Origin of the sequence: Variovorax sp. 679, from assembly GCF_003952185.1 — a bacterium.
Classification (GTDB): Bacteria; Pseudomonadota; Gammaproteobacteria; order Burkholderiales; family Burkholderiaceae_C; genus Variovorax.
This window is the reverse complement of sequence record NZ_RXFS01000007.1, coordinates 122,568-143,693: the sequence shown is the minus strand read 5'-3', so window position 1 is coordinate 143,693 and position 21,126 is coordinate 122,568. Positions and strand designations below refer to the sequence as shown.

20 protein-coding genes are annotated in these 21,126 nt (G+C 68.7%); 11 read left to right on the top strand and 9 right to left on the bottom strand.

Annotation, left to right across the window (positions count from 1 at the left end; all coding sequences use genetic code 11):
• Positions 1-27 precede the first annotated feature (27 nt).
• The 5 genes from EJO71_RS19105 to EJO71_RS19085 are packed head-to-tail and all read right to left on the bottom strand — an operon-like array spanning position 28 to position 4,509.
• Complete coding sequence (locus tag EJO71_RS19105; protein ID WP_125950444.1) at positions 28-993, bottom strand: MBL fold metallo-hydrolase; 966 nt, start codon at positions 991-993, stop codon at positions 28-30.
• On the bottom strand, positions 990-1,199 hold the full coding sequence (locus EJO71_RS19100; protein WP_125950445.1) for a DUF2783 domain-containing protein: 210 nt from the start codon (positions 1,197-1,199) through the stop codon (positions 990-992). The genes EJO71_RS19105 and EJO71_RS19100 overlap by 4 nt, the downstream gene beginning before the upstream one ends.
• On the bottom strand, positions 1,196-2,848 hold the full coding sequence (locus EJO71_RS19095) for an FAD-dependent monooxygenase (protein ID WP_125950446.1): 1,653 nt from the start codon (positions 2,846-2,848) through the stop codon (positions 1,196-1,198). Before EJO71_RS19095 ends, EJO71_RS19100 begins: the two co-directional genes overlap by 4 nt.
• Positions 2,849-2,855: 7 nt before the next feature.
• Positions 2,856-3,977, bottom strand: coding sequence for an alpha/beta hydrolase (locus EJO71_RS19090; protein ID WP_125950447.1), 1,122 nt, complete (start codon positions 3,975-3,977; stop codon positions 2,856-2,858).
• Positions 3,970-4,509, bottom strand: a complete 540-nt coding sequence (locus tag EJO71_RS19085) for a VOC family protein (protein WP_125950448.1) — start codon at positions 4,507-4,509, stop codon at positions 3,970-3,972. The genes EJO71_RS19090 and EJO71_RS19085 overlap by 8 nt, the downstream gene beginning before the upstream one ends.
• A gap of 93 nt (positions 4,510-4,602) precedes the next feature.
• Here EJO71_RS19085 and EJO71_RS19080 point away from each other — a divergent pair, with 93 nt between their 5' ends.
• The 3 genes from EJO71_RS19080 (at position 4,603) to pyk (ending at position 8,354) form a co-directional block, all read left to right on the top strand.
• Complete coding sequence (locus tag EJO71_RS19080; RefSeq protein WP_125950449.1) at positions 4,603-5,511, top strand: LysR family transcriptional regulator; 909 nt, start codon at positions 4,603-4,605, stop codon at positions 5,509-5,511.
• A 102-nt stretch (positions 5,512-5,613) separates the two neighbouring features.
• Positions 5,614-6,807: a phosphoglycerate kinase gene (locus EJO71_RS19075; protein WP_093196043.1), complete on the top strand. Its 1,194-nt coding sequence runs from the start codon at positions 5,614-5,616 to the stop codon at positions 6,805-6,807.
• Between the two features lie 98 nt (positions 6,808-6,905).
• Positions 6,906-8,354, top strand: coding sequence for a pyruvate kinase (gene pyk, locus EJO71_RS19070; RefSeq protein WP_125950450.1), 1,449 nt, complete (start codon positions 6,906-6,908; stop codon positions 8,352-8,354).
• A gap of 115 nt (positions 8,355-8,469) precedes the next feature.
• Here the strand turns inward: pyk and EJO71_RS19060 are convergent, their stop codons facing one another.
• Entirely contained in the window at positions 8,470-9,486 is a 1,017-nt protein-coding gene (locus tag EJO71_RS19060) for a 1-aminocyclopropane-1-carboxylate deaminase (protein ID WP_125950451.1), read from the bottom strand.
• Between the two features lie 135 nt (positions 9,487-9,621).
• On the opposite strand from EJO71_RS19060, the gene EJO71_RS19055 reads away from it, so the two are divergent.
• The 5 genes from EJO71_RS19055 to EJO71_RS19035 all read left to right on the top strand — a co-directional run bounded on the left by EJO71_RS19055 (position 9,622) and on the right by EJO71_RS19035 (position 15,050).
• Complete coding sequence (locus EJO71_RS19055; protein ID WP_125950452.1) at positions 9,622-10,107, top strand: Lrp/AsnC ligand binding domain-containing protein; 486 nt, start codon at positions 9,622-9,624, stop codon at positions 10,105-10,107.
• 35 nt (positions 10,108-10,142) lie between these two features.
• The gene (locus EJO71_RS19050; RefSeq protein WP_125950453.1) at positions 10,143-11,072 is read left to right on the top strand and encodes an alpha/beta hydrolase; all 930 of its coding nucleotides are present in this window, start codon (positions 10,143-10,145) and stop codon (positions 11,070-11,072) included.
• A 65-nt stretch (positions 11,073-11,137) separates the two neighbouring features.
• Positions 11,138-12,202, top strand: a complete 1,065-nt coding sequence (gene fba / locus EJO71_RS19045) for a class II fructose-bisphosphate aldolase (protein ID WP_125950454.1) — start codon at positions 11,138-11,140, stop codon at positions 12,200-12,202.
• A gap of 203 nt (positions 12,203-12,405) precedes the next feature.
• On the top strand, positions 12,406-13,311 hold the full coding sequence (locus EJO71_RS19040) for a phosphoribosylaminoimidazolesuccinocarboxamide synthase (protein ID WP_125950455.1): 906 nt from the start codon (positions 12,406-12,408) through the stop codon (positions 13,309-13,311).
• A gap of 128 nt (positions 13,312-13,439) precedes the next feature.
• Entirely contained in the window at positions 13,440-15,050 is a 1,611-nt protein-coding gene (locus EJO71_RS19035) for a hypothetical protein (protein ID WP_125950456.1), read from the top strand.
• A 7-nt stretch (positions 15,051-15,057) separates the two neighbouring features.
• Here the strand turns inward: EJO71_RS19035 and EJO71_RS19030 are convergent, their stop codons facing one another.
• A complete protein-coding gene (locus EJO71_RS19030; RefSeq protein WP_125950457.1) occupies positions 15,058-15,513 on the bottom strand; it encodes an META domain-containing protein in 456 nt (151 codons plus the stop codon).
• Between the two features lie 150 nt (positions 15,514-15,663).
• Positions 15,664-16,584, bottom strand: coding sequence for a tetratricopeptide repeat protein (locus tag EJO71_RS19025; RefSeq protein WP_125950458.1), 921 nt, complete (start codon positions 16,582-16,584; stop codon positions 15,664-15,666).
• A gap of 36 nt (positions 16,585-16,620) precedes the next feature.
• On the opposite strand from EJO71_RS19025, the gene purE reads away from it, so the two are divergent.
• Genes purE through EJO71_RS19010 form a run of 3 tightly spaced genes read left to right on the top strand, consistent with a single transcriptional unit; the run spans position 16,621 to position 19,363 of the window.
• Positions 16,621-17,172 carry a 5-(carboxyamino)imidazole ribonucleotide mutase gene (gene purE / locus EJO71_RS19020; RefSeq protein ID WP_125950459.1) on the top strand — a complete coding sequence of 184 codons (552 nt, stop codon included), beginning with the start codon at positions 16,621-16,623 and terminating at the stop codon, positions 17,170-17,172.
• Positions 17,169-18,365: a 5-(carboxyamino)imidazole ribonucleotide synthase gene (locus EJO71_RS19015; RefSeq protein WP_125950460.1), complete on the top strand. Its 1,197-nt coding sequence runs from the start codon at positions 17,169-17,171 to the stop codon at positions 18,363-18,365. The genes purE and EJO71_RS19015 overlap by 4 nt, the downstream gene beginning before the upstream one ends.
• Positions 18,362-19,363 carry an L-threonylcarbamoyladenylate synthase gene (locus tag EJO71_RS19010; protein ID WP_125950461.1) on the top strand — a complete coding sequence of 334 codons (1,002 nt, stop codon included), beginning with the start codon at positions 18,362-18,364 and terminating at the stop codon, positions 19,361-19,363. The genes EJO71_RS19015 and EJO71_RS19010 overlap by 4 nt, the downstream gene beginning before the upstream one ends.
• Before the next feature lie 99 nt (positions 19,364-19,462).
• On the opposite strand, the gene EJO71_RS19005 is transcribed toward EJO71_RS19010, so the two are convergent.
• Positions 19,463-21,061, bottom strand: coding sequence for a prolyl oligopeptidase family serine peptidase (locus tag EJO71_RS19005; RefSeq protein ID WP_240651460.1), 1,599 nt, complete (start codon positions 21,059-21,061; stop codon positions 19,463-19,465).
• Positions 21,062-21,126 lie beyond the last annotated feature (65 nt).

The window sequence follows — 21,126 nt, the reverse complement described above, 5'->3', positions numbered from 1 at the left end:
CTCGTTTTGAAATCCGTTCAGGTCAACTCACTCGCCGCGCAGCGTCTGCCACAGCTGGCGGTCGCGCTCGGCGGTCCACACCACCGGGTGCTCGATGCCGCGCAGCTCGTCGTACGCGCGCGAGACATCGAAGGGCAGCACGTGCTGGAACACGGGCCAGCTGCCGAAGCGCGGCGTCATCGCCGCCTCGGCGCGCGCGAAGCAGCCCTTGAGCGTGTCGCCGGCCGAGATGCCGGCCTTCACGCTCTCGAGCAGCGTCGAGAGGAATGCCTTGGTGAGTGCGATGGCCTCGGCGCATGCGGTCTCGTCCAGCAGCACCGCGCCGCGACCGGGCACCAGCACGCGCGGCTTCAGGGCAGCCACGGCGTCGAGCGTGCCGGCCCAGTCGCCGATGTAGGCGTCGCCGGCATACACGCCGCAGTGGTTCTCGACCACGTCGCCCGAGAACAGCACGCCGCTGTCGGGCAGCCATGCGACGGTGTCGCCGCTCGAATGGCCCCGGCCCAGCGCCATGAGCCGCAGCTCGCGGCCGCCGCCGAGCGGCAGCGTCATCTCGCGCTCGAAGACCGTCGTCGGGATGGTCAGGCCCGGAATCTCCTCCACGCCGGCGAAGAGTCGCGGAAAGCGGCCCACCTCCGAGTCGAAGTCGGCCTGCCCCCGTGTGCGGATCCAGTAGAGCGTGCCCGCGCTCGCGACGATGTCGCGCACCTCGTCGAACGCGCTCGCGCCCATCACGCGCACCGCGTGGTAGTGCGTGAGAACGATGGTGCGGATGGGCTTGTCGGTCACCGTGCGGATGGCCGCGAGGAAGTCGCGCGCCATGCGCGGCGTGGGGCGCGTGTCGATAAGCACGACATGCTCGTCGCCGACGACGAAGCCGCAGTTGGGATCGAAGTCGCTGATGTAGCCGTACACGCCGGGCGCGAGCTCCTGCAGCCGGGGCTTCTGCTCGCGGGTGTCGGAGGCGGATGCGAAGGAAACGGTCGTGGTCATGGCGAGTCTTTCGTCGTCGTGGTGTCTTCTTCGGCCGCCGCGCGGATGCAGGCGAGCAGCACGTCCTGGTCGCCGCACTGGTTGGCCAGCTGCAGCACGAGGCGCGCATTGAGATCGGCGCTCTGCGCTTCGGTGCGGCCCTCGTGCGCGGCGAGCAGCGCCGCGTAGAAGCCGTCGGGGTCGGGGATGCGGGGCTCGGTGATCATGGGTTGCGTTCGTTGGCGGCCAGTACGGTGCGCACTGCGGATGCGATGGCTTCGGGCGTGGCGTTCGCCAGCGCGGCGGCGCGATAGGCGTCGGGGCGCACGAGGACGAGGCTGCCCGCATCGCCTGCGCAGAGATGGCTCGCGAGCCTGTCGTCGGCCTGCAGCGTGGGCAGGCCGCTGTCGCCGCCCACGGCCAGCAGGCGCAGCGGCAGTGACGCCATCGCATCGAGCGCCGCCTGCGCCTGCTCGCGGGTCGGCGCGAACCACAGGCCGATGCACTCGGTGCCCTCGGACAGCAGCTGCATCAGCGTCGTCTCGCGGCCGTCGGTCCAGCGCAGCGACAGGTTCTGCACCGAGCGCGCGCCCTCGGGCAGCAGCGGCGCGGGTGGATAGTCGTTGGCCGCCGACATGCGGCCGGTGTTCACCAGCGCCCGTGCGAACGGATGGCGCGCCGCCAGCGCAACCACGGCGCGGCGCAGCGTGTGCTCGGCCGGTGAGCGCGGTGCGAGGAAGCGCGCCGAGCGGCTCGTGACCTGCAGGTTCTGCTTCGCGGCGGGTTGCCGCTCGGCGTCGTAGCTGTCGAGCAGTGCGTCGTCCGTCTTGCCCTGCGCGACGAGCGCGAGCTTCCAGCCGAGGTTGGCTGCATCCTGGATGCCGCTGTTGCCTCCACGCGCGCCGAAGGGGCTCACCACGTGCGCCGCGTCGCCGATGAAGAACACGCGGCCGTGGCGAAAGCTGTCGAGCAAGTGGTCGCGGTAGCCGTAGGGGCCGATCCAGACGAACTCGAATTCCACGTCCGGCCCGAGCTGCTCGCGCAGCCGTGCGCCCGCCACTTCGGGCTTGCTGATATGGGCGGTGTCGCAGTCCTCGGGCATCTGGTAGTCGATGCGCCACACGCCGTCGGCCATCAGGTGCTGCCACACGCCGCGGCCTTCGTTGAAGGGCGCGTCGACCCAGGTCCAGCGCTCGGTGGGCAGCGGCTTCTTGAAGCGCACGTCGCTGATGCACCAGCGGTCGGTGCTGCGCGAGGAATGCGCGTCGATGCCCAGTTGCGTGCGGATCGGGCTGTTGGCGCCCGTTGCGTCGATCAGCCGGTCGGCCTCGATGGTGTAGCTGCCGGCGGGCGTCTCCACATCGAGGCGCACGCCGTCGGCCAGTTGCTCCACGCGCGTGACGCGGTTCTTCCAGCGCACGTCGGTCAGCCCCAGTTCGAGGATGCGGTCGACCAGGAACCACTCGACGTAGAACTGCTGCAGGTTGATGAAGGGCGGCTGCCTCGAGACGCTGTTGGCCTGCAGGTTGAAGTTGTAGACCTCCTGCTCGCCCGAGAAGGTGCGCCCGAACGACCAGGTGACGCCCTTGGCAGCGATGCGCTCGTAGATGCCAAGGCGCTCGAAGATCTCCAGGCTCTTCTGCGCGTAGCAGATGCCGCGCGACGAGGCGCCGCGCACGCCGACGGTGTCGTCCTCGTCGAGCAGCACGGCATGCACGCCGCGTTGCGCGAGGTCGCAGGCCAGCGTGAGGCCCGAGGGGCCGGCACCGACGATCACGATGGGGTGGCGCACGGGCTTCGTGCTGCCCAGTTCGGGCGGCGGCGTGAAGGGCCAGACCGGCAGCTCGTAGGCCGGCGCGAAAGCGAAGTTTTCCATGTCTCTTCTACAGCGCGTGCGCGAATTCGGCGATGGCATCCGCCGCCCTCGGAATCAGCTCCGGCTGCCCCGCGAGATAGTGGTTGCCGCCGACGATGTCGACGTTGCGGATACGCGATCCGCCCGCCGCCATCCACGCGTCGCGCGTGCTCGGGAAGGTCGACTGGTCACCGGTGTAGGTCAGCAGCAGCTTGGGCACCGTGGTGCGCGCGAGGTTGGTCGGCCCGTCGGCCTGCGAGCGCGACGACCACTGCGACAGGAACGCCGTGAGCGAGGTGGTGCGACCCATCGCGTTGGCCGAGTAGTTCACCTGCCGCGCATCGCCCCACACGCTGCCGGGCAGGCGGTCGTTGGGGTCGAGCGAAAGATCCACGCAGCGCGGATCGGCGTGCGTTCGGTAGACGACGAAGGTCTGGTCGCGTGGCGCGCCCGGCGTGTCGCGCAGCAGCGCGAGGCGGTCGATGCACCACTGCTCGATGCGATCGAGACGTGCCTTCTGCGCGGCGCCGAAGCGCGCGAGGAAGTCGCCGTCGTAGGGCACGCGATGGCGCGCGTCGTACATGTCGAGCTCGGGGTCGACCGAGAGCGGGTCGTGCTCGTCGGTGACCGAGGGGTCGATCCAGTCGCGCATCAGCCGCGTGCGGCCCAGGTGCGCGGCGCACAGCGCGATGCCGTCGACCGGCGGCAGGTCGTCGGGGTGCAGGTGCGTGGGGTCGCCGTCGGGCAGGTGCGTGGCGGTGAGCTTCTCGGCCTGCGCCTGGTAGAAGGCCGAGAGCGCGGCGCCGCCGGAGTTGCCGACGAGGAATACCTTCTCGTAGCCGGCCGCGCGCAGGTATTGCACGCCGGCGCCCAGGTCCTGGATGGCGCGCTCCATCAGCAGCACCGTGTCGTTGCCGACGAAGCGGGAGTTGAGGCCCATGCAGCAGATGCCGCGCTCGGCCAGCGGGCCGATCAGGTAATGGCCCATGAAATTGCTCGTGGGGTGCATCACGATGGCTGCGATCTTCTTCGAGCCCTGCGGCGCGCGGTATGCGCCGTAGATGCGCGGGCGCAGCAGCTGGAGGCCCGACTGGCTCTCCATGGCTGCGCCGGGCTTCACGTCGATGACGGCGAGTTGCAGCTCAGGCATTCGACGCGCTCCTTGCCGCGCGAAGTTCGGCCTTGCGCGCGGTCCATGCGTCGAGGTCTGCCCGGGCACGCAGTGCGTGTTCGTCCATCTCCGATTGCGGCACGGTCGGCGTGGTCAGCTCCACGCGGATGCCGTTGGGATCGAAGAAGTAGATCGATTCGATGATGTGGTGGTCGGTCACGCCCAGCACCTCGACGCCCGCGCCTTCGAGCCGCGCCTTGGCGGCCAGCAGGTCAGCCACCGAATCCACTCGCAGCGCGATGTGGTTGACCCACGAGGGCGTGTTGGGCGAGGGCAGCGCGGCGACGTCGTCGCCCAGGTCGAAGAAGGCGATGTACGAGCCGTCGCGCATCTGGAAGAAGATGTGCACGTAGGGGCAGTACTCGCCGGTACTCGGCACATGGTCGCTCTTGATGACGTGGGCCAGCGGCAGGCCGAGCAGGTCTTCGTAGAAGCGGCGGGTTTCCTCGCTGTCGCGGCAGCGCCAGGCGAAGTGGTGCAGCCCGCGCACGGGCGGTGGTGGGGTCGGCATGGCTCGTGTGTCTCCGGTGAGCCGGTATTGGGCGATGCCGGGTCTTATGATGCAATCGAAATTAATTCATCGATTGATGAAATAACCGTATATATGAACCTCACCCTGCGCCAGCTGCGCGCCTTCGCCGCCGTGGCGGAAACCGGCAGCTTCACCGCCGCGGCGCAGCAGCTGCACCTCACGCAGTCGGCGCTCAGCGTGCTCGTGCGCGAACTGGAGCGCGAGATGGGCGTGCAGCTGCTCGACCGCAACACGCGCCGCGTGCAGCTTTCGGAGGCGGGGCGCGAGTTCCTGCCGTCGGTGCACCGGCTGCTGGGCGACCTTTCCAGCGCGGTAGCCGGCGTCACGGACTTGCGTGACAAGAAGAAAGGCTTGCTACGGCTTGCCGCGCCGCAGCTCATGGCCTGCACGCTGATGCCGCGCGTGATCGCTCTCTACCGCGAGCAGTACCCCGACGTGGACGTGCGCCTGGCCGATACGCTGCCCGAGCACCTGCTCGCAGGCGTGGCGGCCGGCGACGTGGAACTGGCCGTGGGGCAGGACGTGGCCGTCGACGATGCCATCGAGCGCCGCGCGCTGCTGCGCGACCGGCACTGGCTGATCTGCCCCCCCGGCCACGCCTTCGCCAACCGCCGCAAGGTGCGCTGGCACGAGCTCGAGCCCTACACCTTCATCGCCCCCACGCGCGACTTCCGCCAGCGCGTGCTGCCCGAGCTGGCCCCGGCCGAGCGCGACTACATGCTGCGCCCCGGCACGCAGGAGGTGTCGTACATGACCACCGCGCTGGGCATGGTGGCCTCGGGGCTGGGGCTCACCGTGTGCCCGACCTATTCCGCGCCGCTGGTGCGCGCCCATGGCCTGCAGATGGTGCGGCTGGAATCGCCCGACTTCCATCGCGAGGTGTGCATCTACAGCGCGGCGCGGCGCTCGCTCTCGCCGGCTGCCGCGAGCTTCGTCGGGGTGCTCGAAGGCTTCGCGCGCGAACAGCAGCAAAAGGGCTGAAAAGCATCGAAGCGCGGCAAGAGGCGCATAGAGCGGCGTTGGGGCCAAAACTACAATGCAGGCCGACTCCCGTCTTGTGTTTCATCTTCTCCGGATTCCCCCATGAACGTCATTCGCTTCACCGACCTCTGCGCGCAGGGCAAGGCCGCCGGCCAGCGCGTCTTCATCCGTGCCGACCTCAACGTGCCGCAGGACGACGCCGGCAACATCACCGAAGACACGCGCATCCGCGCTTCCGTGCCCTGCATCAAGCTGGCGCTGGACGCTGGCGCGGCCGTGATGGTCACCTCGCACCTGGGCCGCCCGACCGAGGGCGAGTTCAAGCCCGAAGACTCGCTGGCTCCCGTCGCCAAGCGCCTGGGCGAGCTGCTCGGCCGTGAAGTGCCGCTGGTCTCCAACTGGGTCGACGGCGTCGACGTCAAGCCCGGCCAGGTCGTGCTGCTCGAGAACTGCCGCGTCAACAAGGGCGAGAAGAAGAACGACGAGGGCCTGGCCCGCAAGCTGGCCGCGCTCACCGACATCTACGTGAACGACGCCTTCGGCACCGCCCACCGCGCCGAGGCCACCACCTACGGCATCGCGCAGTTCGCCAAGGTGGCTGCCGCCGGCCCGCTGCTGGCGGCCGAGATCGACGCCATCACCAAGGCGCTGGCGCAGCCCAAGCGGCCGCTGGTGGCCATCGTGGCGGGTTCCAAGGTCAGCACCAAGCTCACCATCCTGAAGAGCCTGTCGGCCAACGTCGACCAGCTGATCGTCGGCGGCGGCATCGCCAACACATTCATGCTGGCCGCCGGCCTGAAGATCGGCAAGTCGCTGGCCGAGCCCGACCTGGTCGACCAGGCCAAGGCGGTGATCGACGCCATGCGCGCGCGCGGCGCCGACGTGCCGATTCCGGTGGACGTGGTCACGGCCAAGACCTTCGCGGCCGACGCGGCCGCCACCGTGAAGGACGCGAGCGACGTGGCCGACGACGACCTGATCCTCGACATCGGCCCGAAGACGGCCGCCCAGCTTGCCGCGCAGCTGCGCGAGGCCGGCACCATCGTCTGGAACGGCCCGGTGGGCGTGTTCGAGTTCGACGCCTTCGCGGGCGGCACCAAGGCCATCGCGCAGGCCATCGCCGAGAGCAGCGCGTTCTCGATCGCCGGCGGCGGCGACACGCTGGCGGCCATCGCCAAGTACGGCATCGAGAAGCAGGTCGGCTACATCTCGACCGGCGGCGGCGCCTTCCTGGAAGTGCTGGAGGGCAAGACCCTGCCGGCCTTCGAGATCCTGTCCAAGCGCGCGGCAGGCTGAGGCCGGGTCCCGGGGCTCATTGCGGAAAAACCCATGGGTGACTTCCGCCGGACACACAAAGTGTATACAGTAGCGAATACAAAACGGAGACTACCTTCATGAGCACGGACCGCATCCCCCGCCACGCCACCAAGATCGTCGCCACCCTCGGCCCGGCGTCCAGCTCGCCCGAACTGCTGGAAAAGATGATCCAGGCCAAGGTCAGCGTGGTTCGGCTGAACTTCAGCCACGGTACCGCGCAGGACCACATCGACCGCGCCACCATGGTGCGCGAAGCCGCCCGCAAGGCCGGCCGCGAGGTGGCCATCATGGCCGACCTGCAGGGCCCGAAGATCCGCGTCGGCAAGTTCGCGCAGGGCAAGGTCTGGCTGGAGCCGGGCGCCAAGTTCGTGCTCGACGCCTCGCGCACAGAGCTCGGCGACACCGATGCCGTGGGCCTCGACTACAAGGACCTGCCGCGCGACGTGAAGCCCGGCGACCGCCTGCTGCTGAACGACGGCCTCATCGTGCTGACCGTCGACGCCGTCAGGGGCGAGGCCGTGCACACCACCGTCAAGCTCGGCGGCGAGCTGTCGAACAACAAGGGCATCAACAAGCAGGGCGGCGGCCTCACGGCGCCCGCGCTGACCGCCAAGGACATGGAAGACATCAAGACCGCGATGAGCTTCCAGGCCGACTACGTGGCCGTGAGCTTCCCCAAGAACGCCACCGACATGGAAATGGCGCGCCAGCTGTGCAACGTGGCCGCGGCCGAGTACGGCCACAAGCCCGGCATGATCGCCAAGATCGAGCGTGCAGAGGCCATTCCGAAGCTGGAAGAGATCCTGCGCGCCAGCGACGGCATCATGGTCGCGCGCGGCGACCTCGCGGTCGAGGTGGGCAACGCGGCCGTGCCGGCGCTGCAGAAAAAAATGATCCGCATGGCGCGCGAGATGGACAAGGTGGTCATCACCGCGACCCAGATGATGGAGTCGATGATCACCAACCCCGTGCCCACCCGCGCCGAGGTGAGCGACGTGGCCAACGCCGTGCTCGACGGCACCGACGCCGTGATGCTCTCCGCCGAGACCGCCTCGGGCCGCTACCCGCTCGAGACCGTGCAGGAGATGAGCCGCATCTGCGAAGCCGCCGAGGCAGCAGAAGACAAGCAGCTCGACGCCGACTTCAGCGGCCAGAACTACAGCCGCATCGACCAGTCGATCGCCATGGGCGCACTCTTCACCGCCCACCACCTGGGCGCCAAGGCCATCGTGGCGCTCACCGAGTCCGGCTCCACCCCGCTGTGGATGAGCCGCCACCGCGCGCACATCCCCATGTACGCGCTGACCTCGCGCCTCGCCACGCAGCGCAAGATGGCGCTCTACCGCAACGTGCGCCCGCTGCTGATGGATTCGGAAAGTGACCGCGACACCGCGCTGCTGCAGGCCGAGAACCACCTGAAGAAGCGCGGCATCGTGCAGAGCGGCGACGTCTACGCCATCACCTGCGGCGAGCCTATGGGTGCCCCGGGGGGCACCAACATGCTGAAGATCTGCCGAGCGAGCTGACGGCACCATTCGGGAAACACCGCGGAACCGGCTTTGCCGGGCCGCAGGTGTTGCCCCCTGCAAGGGGGTTGGCGTAGCGACACGAAGTGCGCGAAGCCTGGGGGTTTGCCTATTTCTAGCCGTTCCTGAAGAGGAAGCTGTAGGCGTTCAGCGCTGGCACCCCGCCCAAGTGGGCGTACAGCACCTTCGAGCCCGCCGGGAATTCACCCAGCCGCACCTTCTCGATCATCCCGTGCATCGACTTGCCCTCGTACACGGGGTCGGTCAGCATGGCCTCGAAGCGCGCGCTCAGGCGGATGGCTTCCAGCGTGCCTTCGTTCGGCAGGCCGTACTCGGGGCCGCCGAAGCGGCGGTCGAGCACGATGTCCTTTTCAGTGATGTCGCGGCCCAGCTCCACCAGCTCGGCCGTGTTCTTCGCGATGCGCAGGATCTGCTCGAAGGTCTGCTGCGGCTTGGCCGACGCGTCGATGCCGATCACGCGGTCGGCCCGGCCGTCGGCCGCGAAGCCCACCACCATGCCGGCCTGCGTGCTGCCCGTCACCGAACAGACCACGATGTAGTCGAACTTGAAGCCCAGTTCGGCCTCCTGCTGGCGCACTTCCTCGGCGAAGCCGACGAAGCCCAGCCCCCCGCGCGGATGCTCCGAGCAGCCCGCCGGGATCGGGAAGGGCTTGCCGCCGGCCTTGCGGACGCTCTCCATGGCGTCTTCCCAGCTCTTGCGGATGCCGATGTCGAAGCCCGCCGCGTCCAGCCGCACGTCGGCGCCCATGATGCGTGACATCTCGATGTTGCCGACCCGGTCGTACACCGCGTCGGAGTAGTTGACCCAGTTCTCCTGCACCAGCACGCACTTCATTCCGAGGTGCGCCGCCACGGCCGCGACCTGGCGCGTCTGGTTCGACTGGATGCCGCCGATGGACACCAGCGTGTCGTAGCCGCCTTCGAGCGCCTCGGGGATCAGGTATTCGAGCTTGCGCGTCTTGTTGCCGCCGAAGGCCAGGCCGCTGTTGCAGTCCTCGCGCTTGGCATAGAGGTCGACCTTGCCGCCGAGGTGCGCGCTCAGGCGCTTGAGCGGCTGGATCGGCGTGGGGCCGAAGGTGAGGGGGTGGCGGGGAAACTTCTTGAGGTTCATGGTGCGGCTCCAGCGTGTTGAAGCCCCTGATCGTAGGAAGAAGCGCACGCAACGTGCTCGCGAAGTTTTCCGGCATTAATCAAGAAAAAAATGCAAGATTGCCGGATTGAATATTTTTGTCTTGAAGATTAGGCAATGAGCACAACAAAGTTGCGTGACCCCCCGGAGCTCGACCGCATCGACCGCGCCATCCTGCGCACCATGCAGCGCGACGCCTCGCTGTCGAACGTGGCGCTGGCCGCCAAGGTCAATCTCAGCGCCGCCGCCTGCCTGAGGCGCGTGGAGCGGCTCAAGGCGGCCGGGCTCATCAAGGGCGTCGTGGCGCTGCTCGAACCCGACGCGCTCGAGCTCGGCATGCTGGTGATGATCGGCGTGGTGCTCGACCGCTCCACGCCCGACTCCTTCTCCGACTTCGAGAAGGCGGCGCAGAAGGTGTCGGGTTGCCTCGAATGCCACGTGGTCACCGGCGAATTCGACTACTTCATGCTCCTGCGCACCCGCGACAACGACAGCTTCAACCGCTTGCACGCCGAACAGCTGCTCTACCTGCCGGGCGTGCGGCAGATCCGCACCTTCGTCGTGCTCAAGCAGGTGCTGTCGACCACGCAACTGCCGATCTGACGAAACCGGCACCCGGCGGCGCGCGTACTGTGGCGATGAGTCTTCCCTCCTTCGCCTCGCTCCGCCGGCGCCGCAGCGCTTTCCTCATCGCTTTCTCCGTCATCGCCGCGGCAGTGCTTTCGGCCTGTTCGCCGGTCAAGGTGCTCAACGGCCTGGTGCCCACCGACACCTACCGCTTCCAGGGCGGCATCGCCTACGGCCGGGCGCCGCACCAGCTGCTCGACGTGTACCAGCCGCTGCCGTCCACGCAGCCGGCTTCGGGCGCGCGGCCGCTGGTGGTGTTCTTCTACGGCGGCACCTGGACGACCGGCGACCGCGCCAGCTACAGGTTCATGGGCGAGGCGCTGGCCGCACGGGGTGCCTTGGTGGTGGTGCCCGACTACGGGCTCTCGCCCGCCTTCACATATCCGGCGTTCGTGCGCGACAGCGCGCTGGCCGTCAAATGGGCGCTCGACAACGCAGTCCGGCTGGGCGCCGATCCGAAGCAGGTGTTCGTCATGGGCCACAGCTCGGGCGGCTACAACGCCGCGATGGTGGCGCTCGACGGGCGCTGGCTCGGGGAGGTGGGCGCCAGCCCGGCACAGCTTGCGGGCTGGATCGGCCTGGCGGGTCCCTACGACTTCCTGCCCATCATCGACCCGCAGGCGCGGGTCGCCTTCAACTGGCCCGACACGCCGCGCGACTCGCAGCCGCTGGCGCATGTCACGTCCGAATCGCCGCGCGCCCTGCTCATGGCGGCGTCGAAGGACGACCTGGTCTATCCCGACCGCAACACGGGCCAGATGGCCGCGGCGCTGCGCGCAGCGGGTGTTCCGGTGCAGGTCCGGCTGTTCGACGACTTGAGCCACGTGACGCTGGTCGGCGCCTTCGCCAGGCCCATCCAGTGGCTGGGCGGGCCGGTGCTGCCGCCCGTCATGGATTTCCTGGGGCTGGCGTCGGTCCTGTCCCACAAGGGGGCTCGGTAGAATTAGGGCAGTTTTTCTCGTCTTTCCGTCTTCTTCTTTTCCTAATTCCCGCGAGGTATTTCCCCATGGCACTCGTCTCGATGCGCGAACTGCTCGACCATGCCGCAGCCAATGGCTACGGCATTCCGGCCTTCAACGTCAACAACCTCGAACAGGTCCAGGCCGTCATGGAGGCCGCCAAGGAAACCGGCGCTCCCGTCATCCTGCAGGCCAGCGCAGGCGCCCGCAAGTACGCCGGCGAAGCCTTCATCAAGCACCTGATCCAGGCCGCCATCGAGCAGTACCCGAACATCCCGCTGGTCATGCACCAGGACCACGGCCAGAGCCCGGCCATCTGCCAGGGTGCCATCGACCTCGGCTTCTCCTCCGTCATGATGGACGGCTCGCTGCATGAGGACGGCAAGACGCCCGCCTCCTTCGACTACAACGTCGACGTGACCCGCAAGGTCGTGCAGCTGGCGCACAAGGTCGGCGTGACCGTCGAAGGCGAGCTGGGCTGCCTGGGCTCGCTCGAGACCGGCATGGCCGGCGAGGAAGACGGCATCGGCGCCGAAGGCGTGCTCGACCACTCCGCGCTGCTGACCGACCCCGAGGAAGCCGCCCAGTTCGTCAAGGCCACGCAGCTCGACGCGCTGGCCATCGCCATCGGCACCAGCCACGGCGCCTACAAGTTCACCCGCAAGCCCACGGGCGACATCCTGTCGATCCAGCGCGTGAAGGAAATCCACGCCCGCCTGCCCAACACCCACCTGGTGATGCACGGCTCGTCGTCGGTGCCGCAGGACCTGCTCGAAATCATCCGCAAGCACGGCGGCAACATGAAGGAAACCTACGGCGTGCCCGTCGAGGAAATCCAGGAAGCCATCAAGTACGGCGTGCGCAAGATCAACATCGACACCGACATCCGCCTGGCCATGACCGGCGCGGTGCGCAAGTTCCTGTTCGAGAACCCCGAGAAGTTCGACGCCCGCGAATGGCTCAAGCCCGCGCGCGAAGCCGCCAAGCAGATCTGCAAGCAGCGCTACATCGAGTTCGGCTGCGAAGGCCAGGGCGCCAAGATCAAGGGCGACACGCTGCAGGTCGTCGCAACCAAGTACGCCAAGGGCGAACTGGCGCAGGAAGTGATCTAACCAGGCTCGCCCCCAGGCTGCGCGCACTTCGTGTCGCTTCGCCAACCCCCTACCGGGGGCGGGCCGGCCGCTTCGGGCGGCCGTGCGCGGCGGCCCCCTCGAATGAGCAGGGCCTTTTCACGATCTGCGGGCCACCTTCGATGGTGGCTTTTTTCTGCGCGCACAATCCGAACTCCGCTATCCCGTTTCACCGCACCAGCCCCATGACCACCGTCCACACCTCCTCCATCCAGAGCCTGCCCCTGCTTGCGCGCGGCAAGGTGCGCGACAACTACGCCGTCGGCGAGGACCGCATCCTGATGGTCGCGAGCGACCGGCTCAGCGCCTTCGACGTGATCATGGGCGAGCCCATCCCCGGCAAGGGCGAGATCCTCACGAAGATGGCGCTGTGGTGGTTCGAGCGGCTCGGCCAGATCTGCCCCAACCACCTGACCGGCGATGCGCCCGAGAGCGCCGTCACGGCCGAAGAGGTGCCGCAGGTCACGGGCCGCTCGATGCTGGTCAAGCGCCTGAAGCCGATCCCGGTCGAAGCCGTGGTGCGCGGCTACCTGGCCGGCAGCGGCTGGAAGGAATACCAGGAAAGCCGCTCGGTCTGCGGCGTGCCCCTGCCCGAGGGCCTGACCAACGCCAGCAAGCTGCCGCGCCCCATCTTCACGCCCGCCGCCAAGGCCGCCGCCGGCGAGCACGACGAGAACATCAGCTACGAGCGCGTGGTCGAGATCGTCGGCCCCAAGCTGGCCCAGCAGATCCGCGAGACCAGCATCGCCATCTACGAGACCGCCGCGCAGATCGCCCTGGCCAAGGGAATGATCATTGCCGACACCAAGTTCGAGTTCGGCCTCGACGAGAACGGCACGCTGGTGCTGATGGACGAGGTGCTCACGCCCGACAGCTCGCGCTACTGGCCGGTCGAGGGCTACCAGGCCGCGCTGGCCGCCGGCGCCAATCCGCCGAGCTACGACAAGCAGTTCGTGCGCGACTGGCTCGAAGCCACGAAGATCAACGGCAAGCCCTGGGACAAGACGCCGCCCGCGCCGCGCCTGCCGGCCGAGGTCATCGAGAAGACGGCCGCCAAGTACCGCGAGGCGCTGGAGCGGCTGACGGGCTGATGCCCTCCGCCGTTTCGCCGCCGCAGCAGCGGTAGTTCATCCCGGGCGCGTTGTCGCCACGGGAACAGGGGATGTCCGAACATCTCCGCCTCGCCATCATGTGTGCTCAAAACATGAGGGGTGGGGATATGAAAACCGGAAGCGTTCTTCGTTGGCAGCGCTGCGTGGCGGCGGCGCTCGCCTTGGTCATCGCAGGCTGCAGCAGCATCGATCCCTACCAGCGCAGCAAGCGCGCCGACCTACCGATCAATCAGCTCGGCTACGAGGAGATCACATTCGCCAATGCCAGGCCGCTGGCCGGCAACCTTCAGGGCGCGCTGGGCGCGCTGAAGGACCAGCGGCGCGAGTGGTACGAATCGCTGTCGGCGCAGGCCCGCGTCCGCACGATGACCCAGCTCAGCTTGCTGGGCGTGACGGCGCTGGCGCTGTACGGTGGCCTGAAGTCCGGCGTAACCAGCGACCGCGAGAAGACCCGGCTGGCTGCGGCCGGGGCGGTGGGCTTCACGGCCTATTCGGCAAGCAACTGGTTCGTCAATCCCCATCAGGAGCAGGCCTACGTCGAAGGCGTTCTCGGGTTGACGTGCGCGATGCTGACCATCGAGCCGCTGCGGTTGGACATTGCGAGCTTCGACCAGATGTGGGCCGAGCAGTACCGGTTGACGCAAGCCATCAACAGGCTCGACGCGGAGCTGTTGCGCGCCCAGGCCGTTCATCGCTATGCCCGCGACATCGAACTGCCGCAAGCCCAGGTGCGCCGCGAGGCCGCCACCGCGCTGGGGCGCGCGCGCAGAACCCTGGCTTCCAGCGAGCAGCTGTATGCCCAACTGGGGAACAGCGGGATCATCCTGATGCGAGAAGGGGACCTTGTCTTTGCCCGCGTGGCTGCGCGCGTCAACGCCGCCAACAAGACGGTGTCCAGCCCGGATGAACTGGCGACACAGGCCACGGGAATCATCAGCAAATTCCGGGCGGTCAAGATCGATCCAGGAGAGGGCGAGTCCGAGGCCGCTGGCCGGACGGGGGCGGATACAGCCGGGAAAAAGCCGAGCGGCGGTGATGCACCCGCGGTCGACAAGGACGACGATGACGCGGCGCCGCCGGCAGCAGCCATGACCAGGCGGAAGGCGCAGGCTCTGCTCGACGCGGTCAAGAAGAAGGACGCCGCCGACGCCGATGCCGCCATGGCGCAGATACACAGGAACCTGAAGGCGTCCGAATTGGCGCTCAAGCAGGCCAAGGCGGCAAACGACGTGGCCGCCACTGCCGCGAACAGGAAAGTGATCGATGCCTGCAAGGCTGCGGGGCGCAGCGATTGCGGCCCGCTGAAGGCGGACGACATCGCGCTCAAGCTCGCTTCCGGGACGGCAGATGTCTATGCCGCTCGCCGGCCATTGAGCAATCGCCTGCTCACCTTCAACGACGCACGCAAGGCAGCCGCGCGAAATGCCGGCTGCGTAGGCGGCGGCAGCGCCATGACCGTGTCGCCGGCCGAGGATGCCAAGGTCAAGCCGGGCCAGCGCTATTCCATTACCGTGAACGGCGTCACCAAACCACCGCTGGCGTCGGTCAAGGGGCCCGCAACCGTGGAAGTTCTCGTCGTCAGCGGCAATTCGACTCAGTACATCGTGCGCGTCATCGTGAAGGCCGATGCCAAGGGCACGGTGGACGTCAGCATCTCCGATCAGGGCCTGGCCGTCGAAGAGATCCAGCTGACGGTCGACGCGCCAGCTGCCAAGTAGGGGCGCCTCAGCGCCCCCCGCCGCTGCTCAGCAGCGCCGCCGTCCGCCCGTTGCCGTCCAGCAGCGCCAGCCGGTTCGGCCCCGCCAGCCGGTAGCTCGCGGTGCTTTGCAGCGCCGAGATGAACTGGGCCTCGTTGGCGCCGCGCGTCGGGTCGGTGCAGGCCATGCGGGTCGATGCCATCTGGCCGATCTTCAGCGTGACGCCGGTGCGCGTGAAGGTGCCCGAGATGCGGTTGCAGCCGCCCGAGCCGCTCACCCGCCCGCTGCTGCGGTCGAACTGCACCTGCGCGCCATTACCCGGCGCGACCGGTTCGTCGCCCAGCTGAACCAGTTGCCACGCCGGGCCTTCGATCGGTTCGTCGAGGCTGATGCCGCTCCCGCAGCCGGTCAGGGCGGTCGTCAGTGCCGCCGCCGCGAGGGCGGAAGGCGCGATGCGGCGGGCGAGGCGGGCGAATGAGCGCATGGCCGGTCTTTCCTTTTCAGATCAGATCTGCAACAAGTTGAATCGGGCGTGATCGTATGCGACGGCGCGGGGCTCGCCAATGTCGCGCTTCTTCGCCGCCGGACCATGAAAAAAGCGACCCCGGGGGTCGCTTGCCTTGGCTCGGGTAGATCAGCTCAGCACGATGCTGCTGAGCCGGCGCCGGTAGGTGGCCACCACCGGGTCGTCCGGCGGAATCTGCCCGTCGGCAACCTTCACCTTCGGCGGCTCGATCAGGTCGAGGACGGCGATGTAGGTCTTGCGGGCCAGGTCCTCGCTCCAGGTCTTGTCGCGCATCAGGATGTCGAGCAGCTCGTCCATGGCGTCGGTCCAGCGCTGCGCGGCCATCAGCAGGCGAGCGCGGCCGAAGCGGGCGTCGAAGTCGCGCTTGTTGGCAGCAATCTTCGCGTCGAAGTCGGCGATCGAGGGTGCGGCGCCTGTTACCGGTGCTGCGAAATCGATAGCGTCCATCCAGCGCTGCAGCGCGTCGAAGCGGCGCACCACCGTGGTCTTGGCGATCACCGGGGCGAAGGCCACCTTGGCATCGTCGATGCGGCCTTCCTGCAGCAGCAGCTTGATGTAGTCGAAGCGGGCGTCGTCGTTGGCCGGATCGGTGGCCACGGCGTGCTGCAGCTTCTCGAGCGCGCCCTCGGTGTCGCCACCGGCCAGCGCCTCCTGGGCGGCGGCTTCCTGCGAGGCGGCCTCGGCCTCGTCGGCGTCGGGCACGTGCTTGTCGAGGAATTCGCGGACCTTGTCGGCCGGGATGGCGCCGACGAAGCCGTCCACCGGCTGGCCGTCCTTGAACATCACGCAGAACGGGATGCTGCGCACTCCGAACATCTCGGACAGCTGCGAGGAAATCTGCGGCACCTTGTCGGCGTCGAGCTTGGCCAGCGTGAAGCGCCCGCCATACTCGACTTCGAGCTTTTCGAGCACCGGGCCCAGCTGCTTGCAGGGGCCGCACCATTCGGCCCAGATGTCCAGCAGCACCGGCGTGGCGACCGAGCCTTCGATCAGTTCGGCCTGGAAATTTTCGAGAGTGATGTCGATCATCGGAACCAGCTGGGGGTGAAACGTAAAATTGAAACCATGAACGAAACCATTCAGGTCGGTGTAGTGATGGGCTCGAACTCCGATTGGGAGACGATGCGCAACGCGGTCGAGATTCTCCAGCAATTCGGAATCGGGCACGAAGCCAGGGTGGTCTCGGCCCACCGGATGCCCGATACGCTCTTCGAATACGCCGAAACGGCAGCCGGGCGCGGCCTCGCCGCGATCATCGCGGGCGCGGGCGGCGCGGCCCACCTGCCGGGCATGCTGGCCTCCAAGACCACGGTGCCGGTGCTGGGCGTGCCGGTGGCGAGCCGCCACCTGCAGGGCGTCGATTCGCTCTACAGCATCGTGCAGATGCCCAAGGGCGTGCCGGTCGCCACCTTCGCCATCGGCAACGCGGGCGCGGCCAACGCGGCGCTGTTCGCGGTGGCCATGCTGGCGGTGAACAACCCGGCGCTGCGCGCGAAGCTCGACGCCTTCCGCGCCGCGCAGACGGCAGCCGCCGAGGCCATGACCCTGCCCCCGGCCCCCGCTGGCGAGGCGCCCCCCGTGTCTCCTTTCTCGCCGCAAGGCGGAGGTGCCCTGTGAGCAGCAAGAACGGCGACCTGCCCATCCTCCCGGGCGCCACGCTCGGCGTGCTCGGCGGCGGACAGCTGGGGCGCATGTTCGCCCACGCCGCCCAGCGCATGGGCTACTTCACGGCGGTGCTCGACCCCGACACCGACAGCCCCGCCGGCCGCGTGAGCCACCACCACATCCACACCGACTACGACGACATCGACGGCCTCGCCCGCCTCGCCGGCCTGGCCGACGCGGTGACCACCGAGTTCGAGAACGTGCCCGCGCCCTCGCTGGAGCACCTCGCGGTGGCGCGACCGGTGTCTCCCGCCGCGCCGGCCATCGCCATCGCGCAGGACCGCATCGCCGAGAAGGCGCACTTCACCCGCTGCGGCGTGCCCTGCGCGCCCTACGCCGTCATCGAAACCGCCGCCCAGCTCGCCGCCGTCGACGACAACCTGCTGCCCGGCATCCTGAAGACCGCGCGCCTGGGCTACGACGGCAAGGGCCAGCAGCGCGTGAAGACGCGCGCCGAACTGGTCGACGCCTGGCAGGCCACGGGCTGCGTGCCTTGCGTGCTCGAGAAGATGCTGCCGCTCGAATTCGAATGCTCGGTCATCCTCGCGCGCGGCCGCGACGGCCAGATCGTGCACTTCCCGCCGCAGCGCAACCTGCACCGCGACGGCATCCTGGCCGTCACCGAGGTGCACCCGCAGAACATGCCCAAGACGGTGGCGCAGGGCGCGGTCAATTCGGCAAAGAGCATCGCCAACGGCCTGGGCTACGTGGGCGTGCTGTGCGTCGAGTTCTTCGCGCTGGCCGACGGCTCGCTGGTCGTCAACGAGATGGCGCCGCGTCCGCACAACAGCGGCCACTACACGATGGAAGCCTGTGACGTGTCGCAGTTCGAGCTGCAGGTGCGCACGCTCGCCGGCCTGCCGCTGGCGGCACCGCGCCAGCACAGCCCCGCGATCATGCTCAACCTGCTGGGCGACCTGTGGTTCACCGCGGGCGGCGACAAGCCCGTGCCGCCGCGCTGGGGCGAAGTGCTCGCGCTGCCGGGCGCGCACCTGCACCTCTACGGAAAGATGGAGCCGCGCCGTGGCCGGAAGATGGGCCACCTCACGCTCACCGGCGCCACGCTCGAAGCGGTGCGCGCCACGGCCTCGCAGGCCGCGCTGCTGCTGGGCCTGCCGGCGGTGACCACCGCCGACCTCGCATGATCCTCGACGGCCGCTCCCCCGAAGCCATCGCCGAGGCGGCGCGCGTGCTGCGCGCGGGCGGGCTGGTGGCCTTCCCGACCGAGACCGTCTACGGCCTGGGGGCGGACGCGAGCAGCGACACGGCCGTGGCCGGCATCTTCGAGGCCAAGGGCCGGCCCTCCGACCATCCGCTGATCGTCCACGTGGCGGCCGGCATCAAGGGCACCGAATCGCTCTCGCGCTTCGCCCAGCCGCTGCCGCCCTTCGCGCAGAAGCTGGTGCAGGCCTTCTGGCCCGGGCCGCTCACGCTGATCGTCACGCGCCAGCCCGGCGTGGGCGCGGCGGCCGCCGGCGGGCAGGACACCATCGGCCTGCGCTGCCCCTCGCATCCGGTGGCGCAGGCGCTGCTGGAAGCCTGCGCCGAGCAGGGCGTGCCCGGCGTTGCGGGGCCCAGCGCCAACCGCTTCGGTCGCGTCAGCCCGACCACGGCTCAGCACGTGCACGACGAATTCGGCGACGACCTGCTGGTGATCGACGGCGGCGCCTGCGACGTCGGCATCGAGTCGACCATCGTCGACTGCAGCCGCGGCGCGCCCGTGCTGCTGCGCCCCGGCCTCATCACGCGTGCCGAGATCGAGGCTGCCTGCGGCGAGAAGCTTGCCGACCGCGAAGTGCTCGAAACGCCCGATCCGCGCGCCTCCGGCACGCTCGAGGCGCACTACGCGCCGAACGCCAAGGTGCGGCTGATGGATGCCAAGGCGATCCAGACCGGCCTCGACGTGCTGGGCGCGAACGCCGCGCACATTGCCGTATGGTCGCGCGCCGCGGTGCGCAGCCGCTCGCAGCGCGTGGTGCTGCGGCGCATGCCCGACGATGCGGCAGCGAGCGCGCAGCTGCTGTTCGCGGTGCTGCGCGAGTTCGACGCGCAGGGCGTCAAGCTGATCTGGGTGGAGACGCCGCCCGACACGCACGAGTGGGAAGGCGTGAAAGACCGCCTTCAAAGGGCGTCGGCCGCTTGATCCAGAAACACCGTGGAACCGGCTTTGCCGGGCCACTGGTGTTGCCCCCGGTAGGGGGTTGGCGAAGCGCACGAAGTGCGCGCAGCCTGGGGGCGAGCCCTATCCTCCGGCGGCCAGTACACCCTGGAAGAAGCCACGGGCCGATGCCAGGCAGAACGGCGGCGCCAGCGTGCCGTGGTACGCCAGCGTGACCGCCTGCGCCTTGTCCGTTGCGCTGCCCGGCGTGCTTTGCGCCAGCAGCGACTTGGCCTGCGCGAAGCCGGCGCGGGCCGTCGAGTAGGCGTCGATCGCGGCCGAATCCTCCAGGTCGACCACCGCCAGTGCGGCGGCCGGCACGCCCCTGGCGCGGAAGTAGCCCGAGGTGGCGCGGGTGCTCGCGAAGTTCACCGTCGGGTCGTTGGCGCCGCCGCACATCAGCATCGGCCGGGTCGGCGCCCAGTTGCGCAGGTCGTTGGCGATCGCGGCCTTGCGGAAGCCGGTCGACGGCTTGCAGTCAAGCGGCGTGGTGGTGCCCCGCGAGGCCGTCGTGTCCGGCAGTGCGTTGCCGGGGCAGGGGTTGGACTGGATGTCGCCCGCCGCCAGCGTCAGGAAGCTCTGCTTGATGAGGTTGTTGGGGCCGTAGAAGATTTTCAGATCCGAGGTCAGCGGCCCCGGCTTGGCGTCCGCCGGGAACAGCGCGAGCTGCGGCAGCTTGCCGCTGGTGAACAGCGTGCCGGGCGAGGTGCTCGGCAGCAGGGTGTCGATGCCGGTGGCGTACTGGGCCTCGTAGACGTCGCTGGTGGAGCTGTAGACGTTGCCGAACTGCTGCTGCCAGCTGGTCGACAGCAGCGGCACGAACAGCGTGGAGCCCAGCGCCGGCCAGCCCAGGTAGGTGTAGTCGGTCAGCAGGCTGATGGCCGATGGCGCCGACAGCGGCGCCGAGGCCGTGACCGTCTTGCCGGTGGCCTGCATCTCGCGGTGCGCCGCCATCGCCACGTAGCCGCCCTGCGAGTAGCCGGTGATGAAGAGCGAGCCGGCATCGTTCGCGTTGATGCCCGAGAAGGTCTTGCGCGCGGCGGTGAGCGCGTCGACCATGTCCTTGCCCTGCTGGTCGCCGTTGAGGTACGGGTGGTAGGGCAGCGTCGACTTGTCGTAGCCCGCGTAGTTGGGCGCCACCACGATGAAGCCCTGCGCCGCGAACATGGCGGCGACCATCAGGCCCTCGCCGGCGGCGGGCTGGGTGCTGTCGGTCCACTTGGCCAGGTTGTAGGCCTTGGCGGCGGTGGTGCCGTGGGCATAGAGCACCACCGGGCGCTGGCCGCTGCAGGCCACGTCGGTGCCCGTGGGCACCATGATCGCGGCGGTGGCGTTGGTGGCCTCGTTCTTTGCGCCGACGGTGCGGTATTCGAGGTAGCGCAGGTCGATGCCGCACTTGGGGGCGCCAGCCACCTGCAGCAGCGCCTTGCCCTGGTCGCTGGCCTGCAGGCTGGTGGCGAACTGGCTGGCCGACAGCGCTGCGGTCAGCGTGGGCGGGTCGGAGACCACCGAGCCGCGGCCGTTGTCGACGGCGGGTGGCGGAACGCCCACTCCGATGCCTATGCCCCCGCCTCCACCACCGCCGCCGCAGGCGGCGAGCAGCAGCAGGGTCGCGCCCGAGAGCGCCGCCAGGGCGGCCGTCTTGCGTGTCGGAACTGACGGGAGAAGGTGTGGCTGGTTCAAGGCATGTCTCCTGCGTTGGTCTTGTACGGAATAGAACGACCGTCCGATTCTGTGCAGGGGCATGC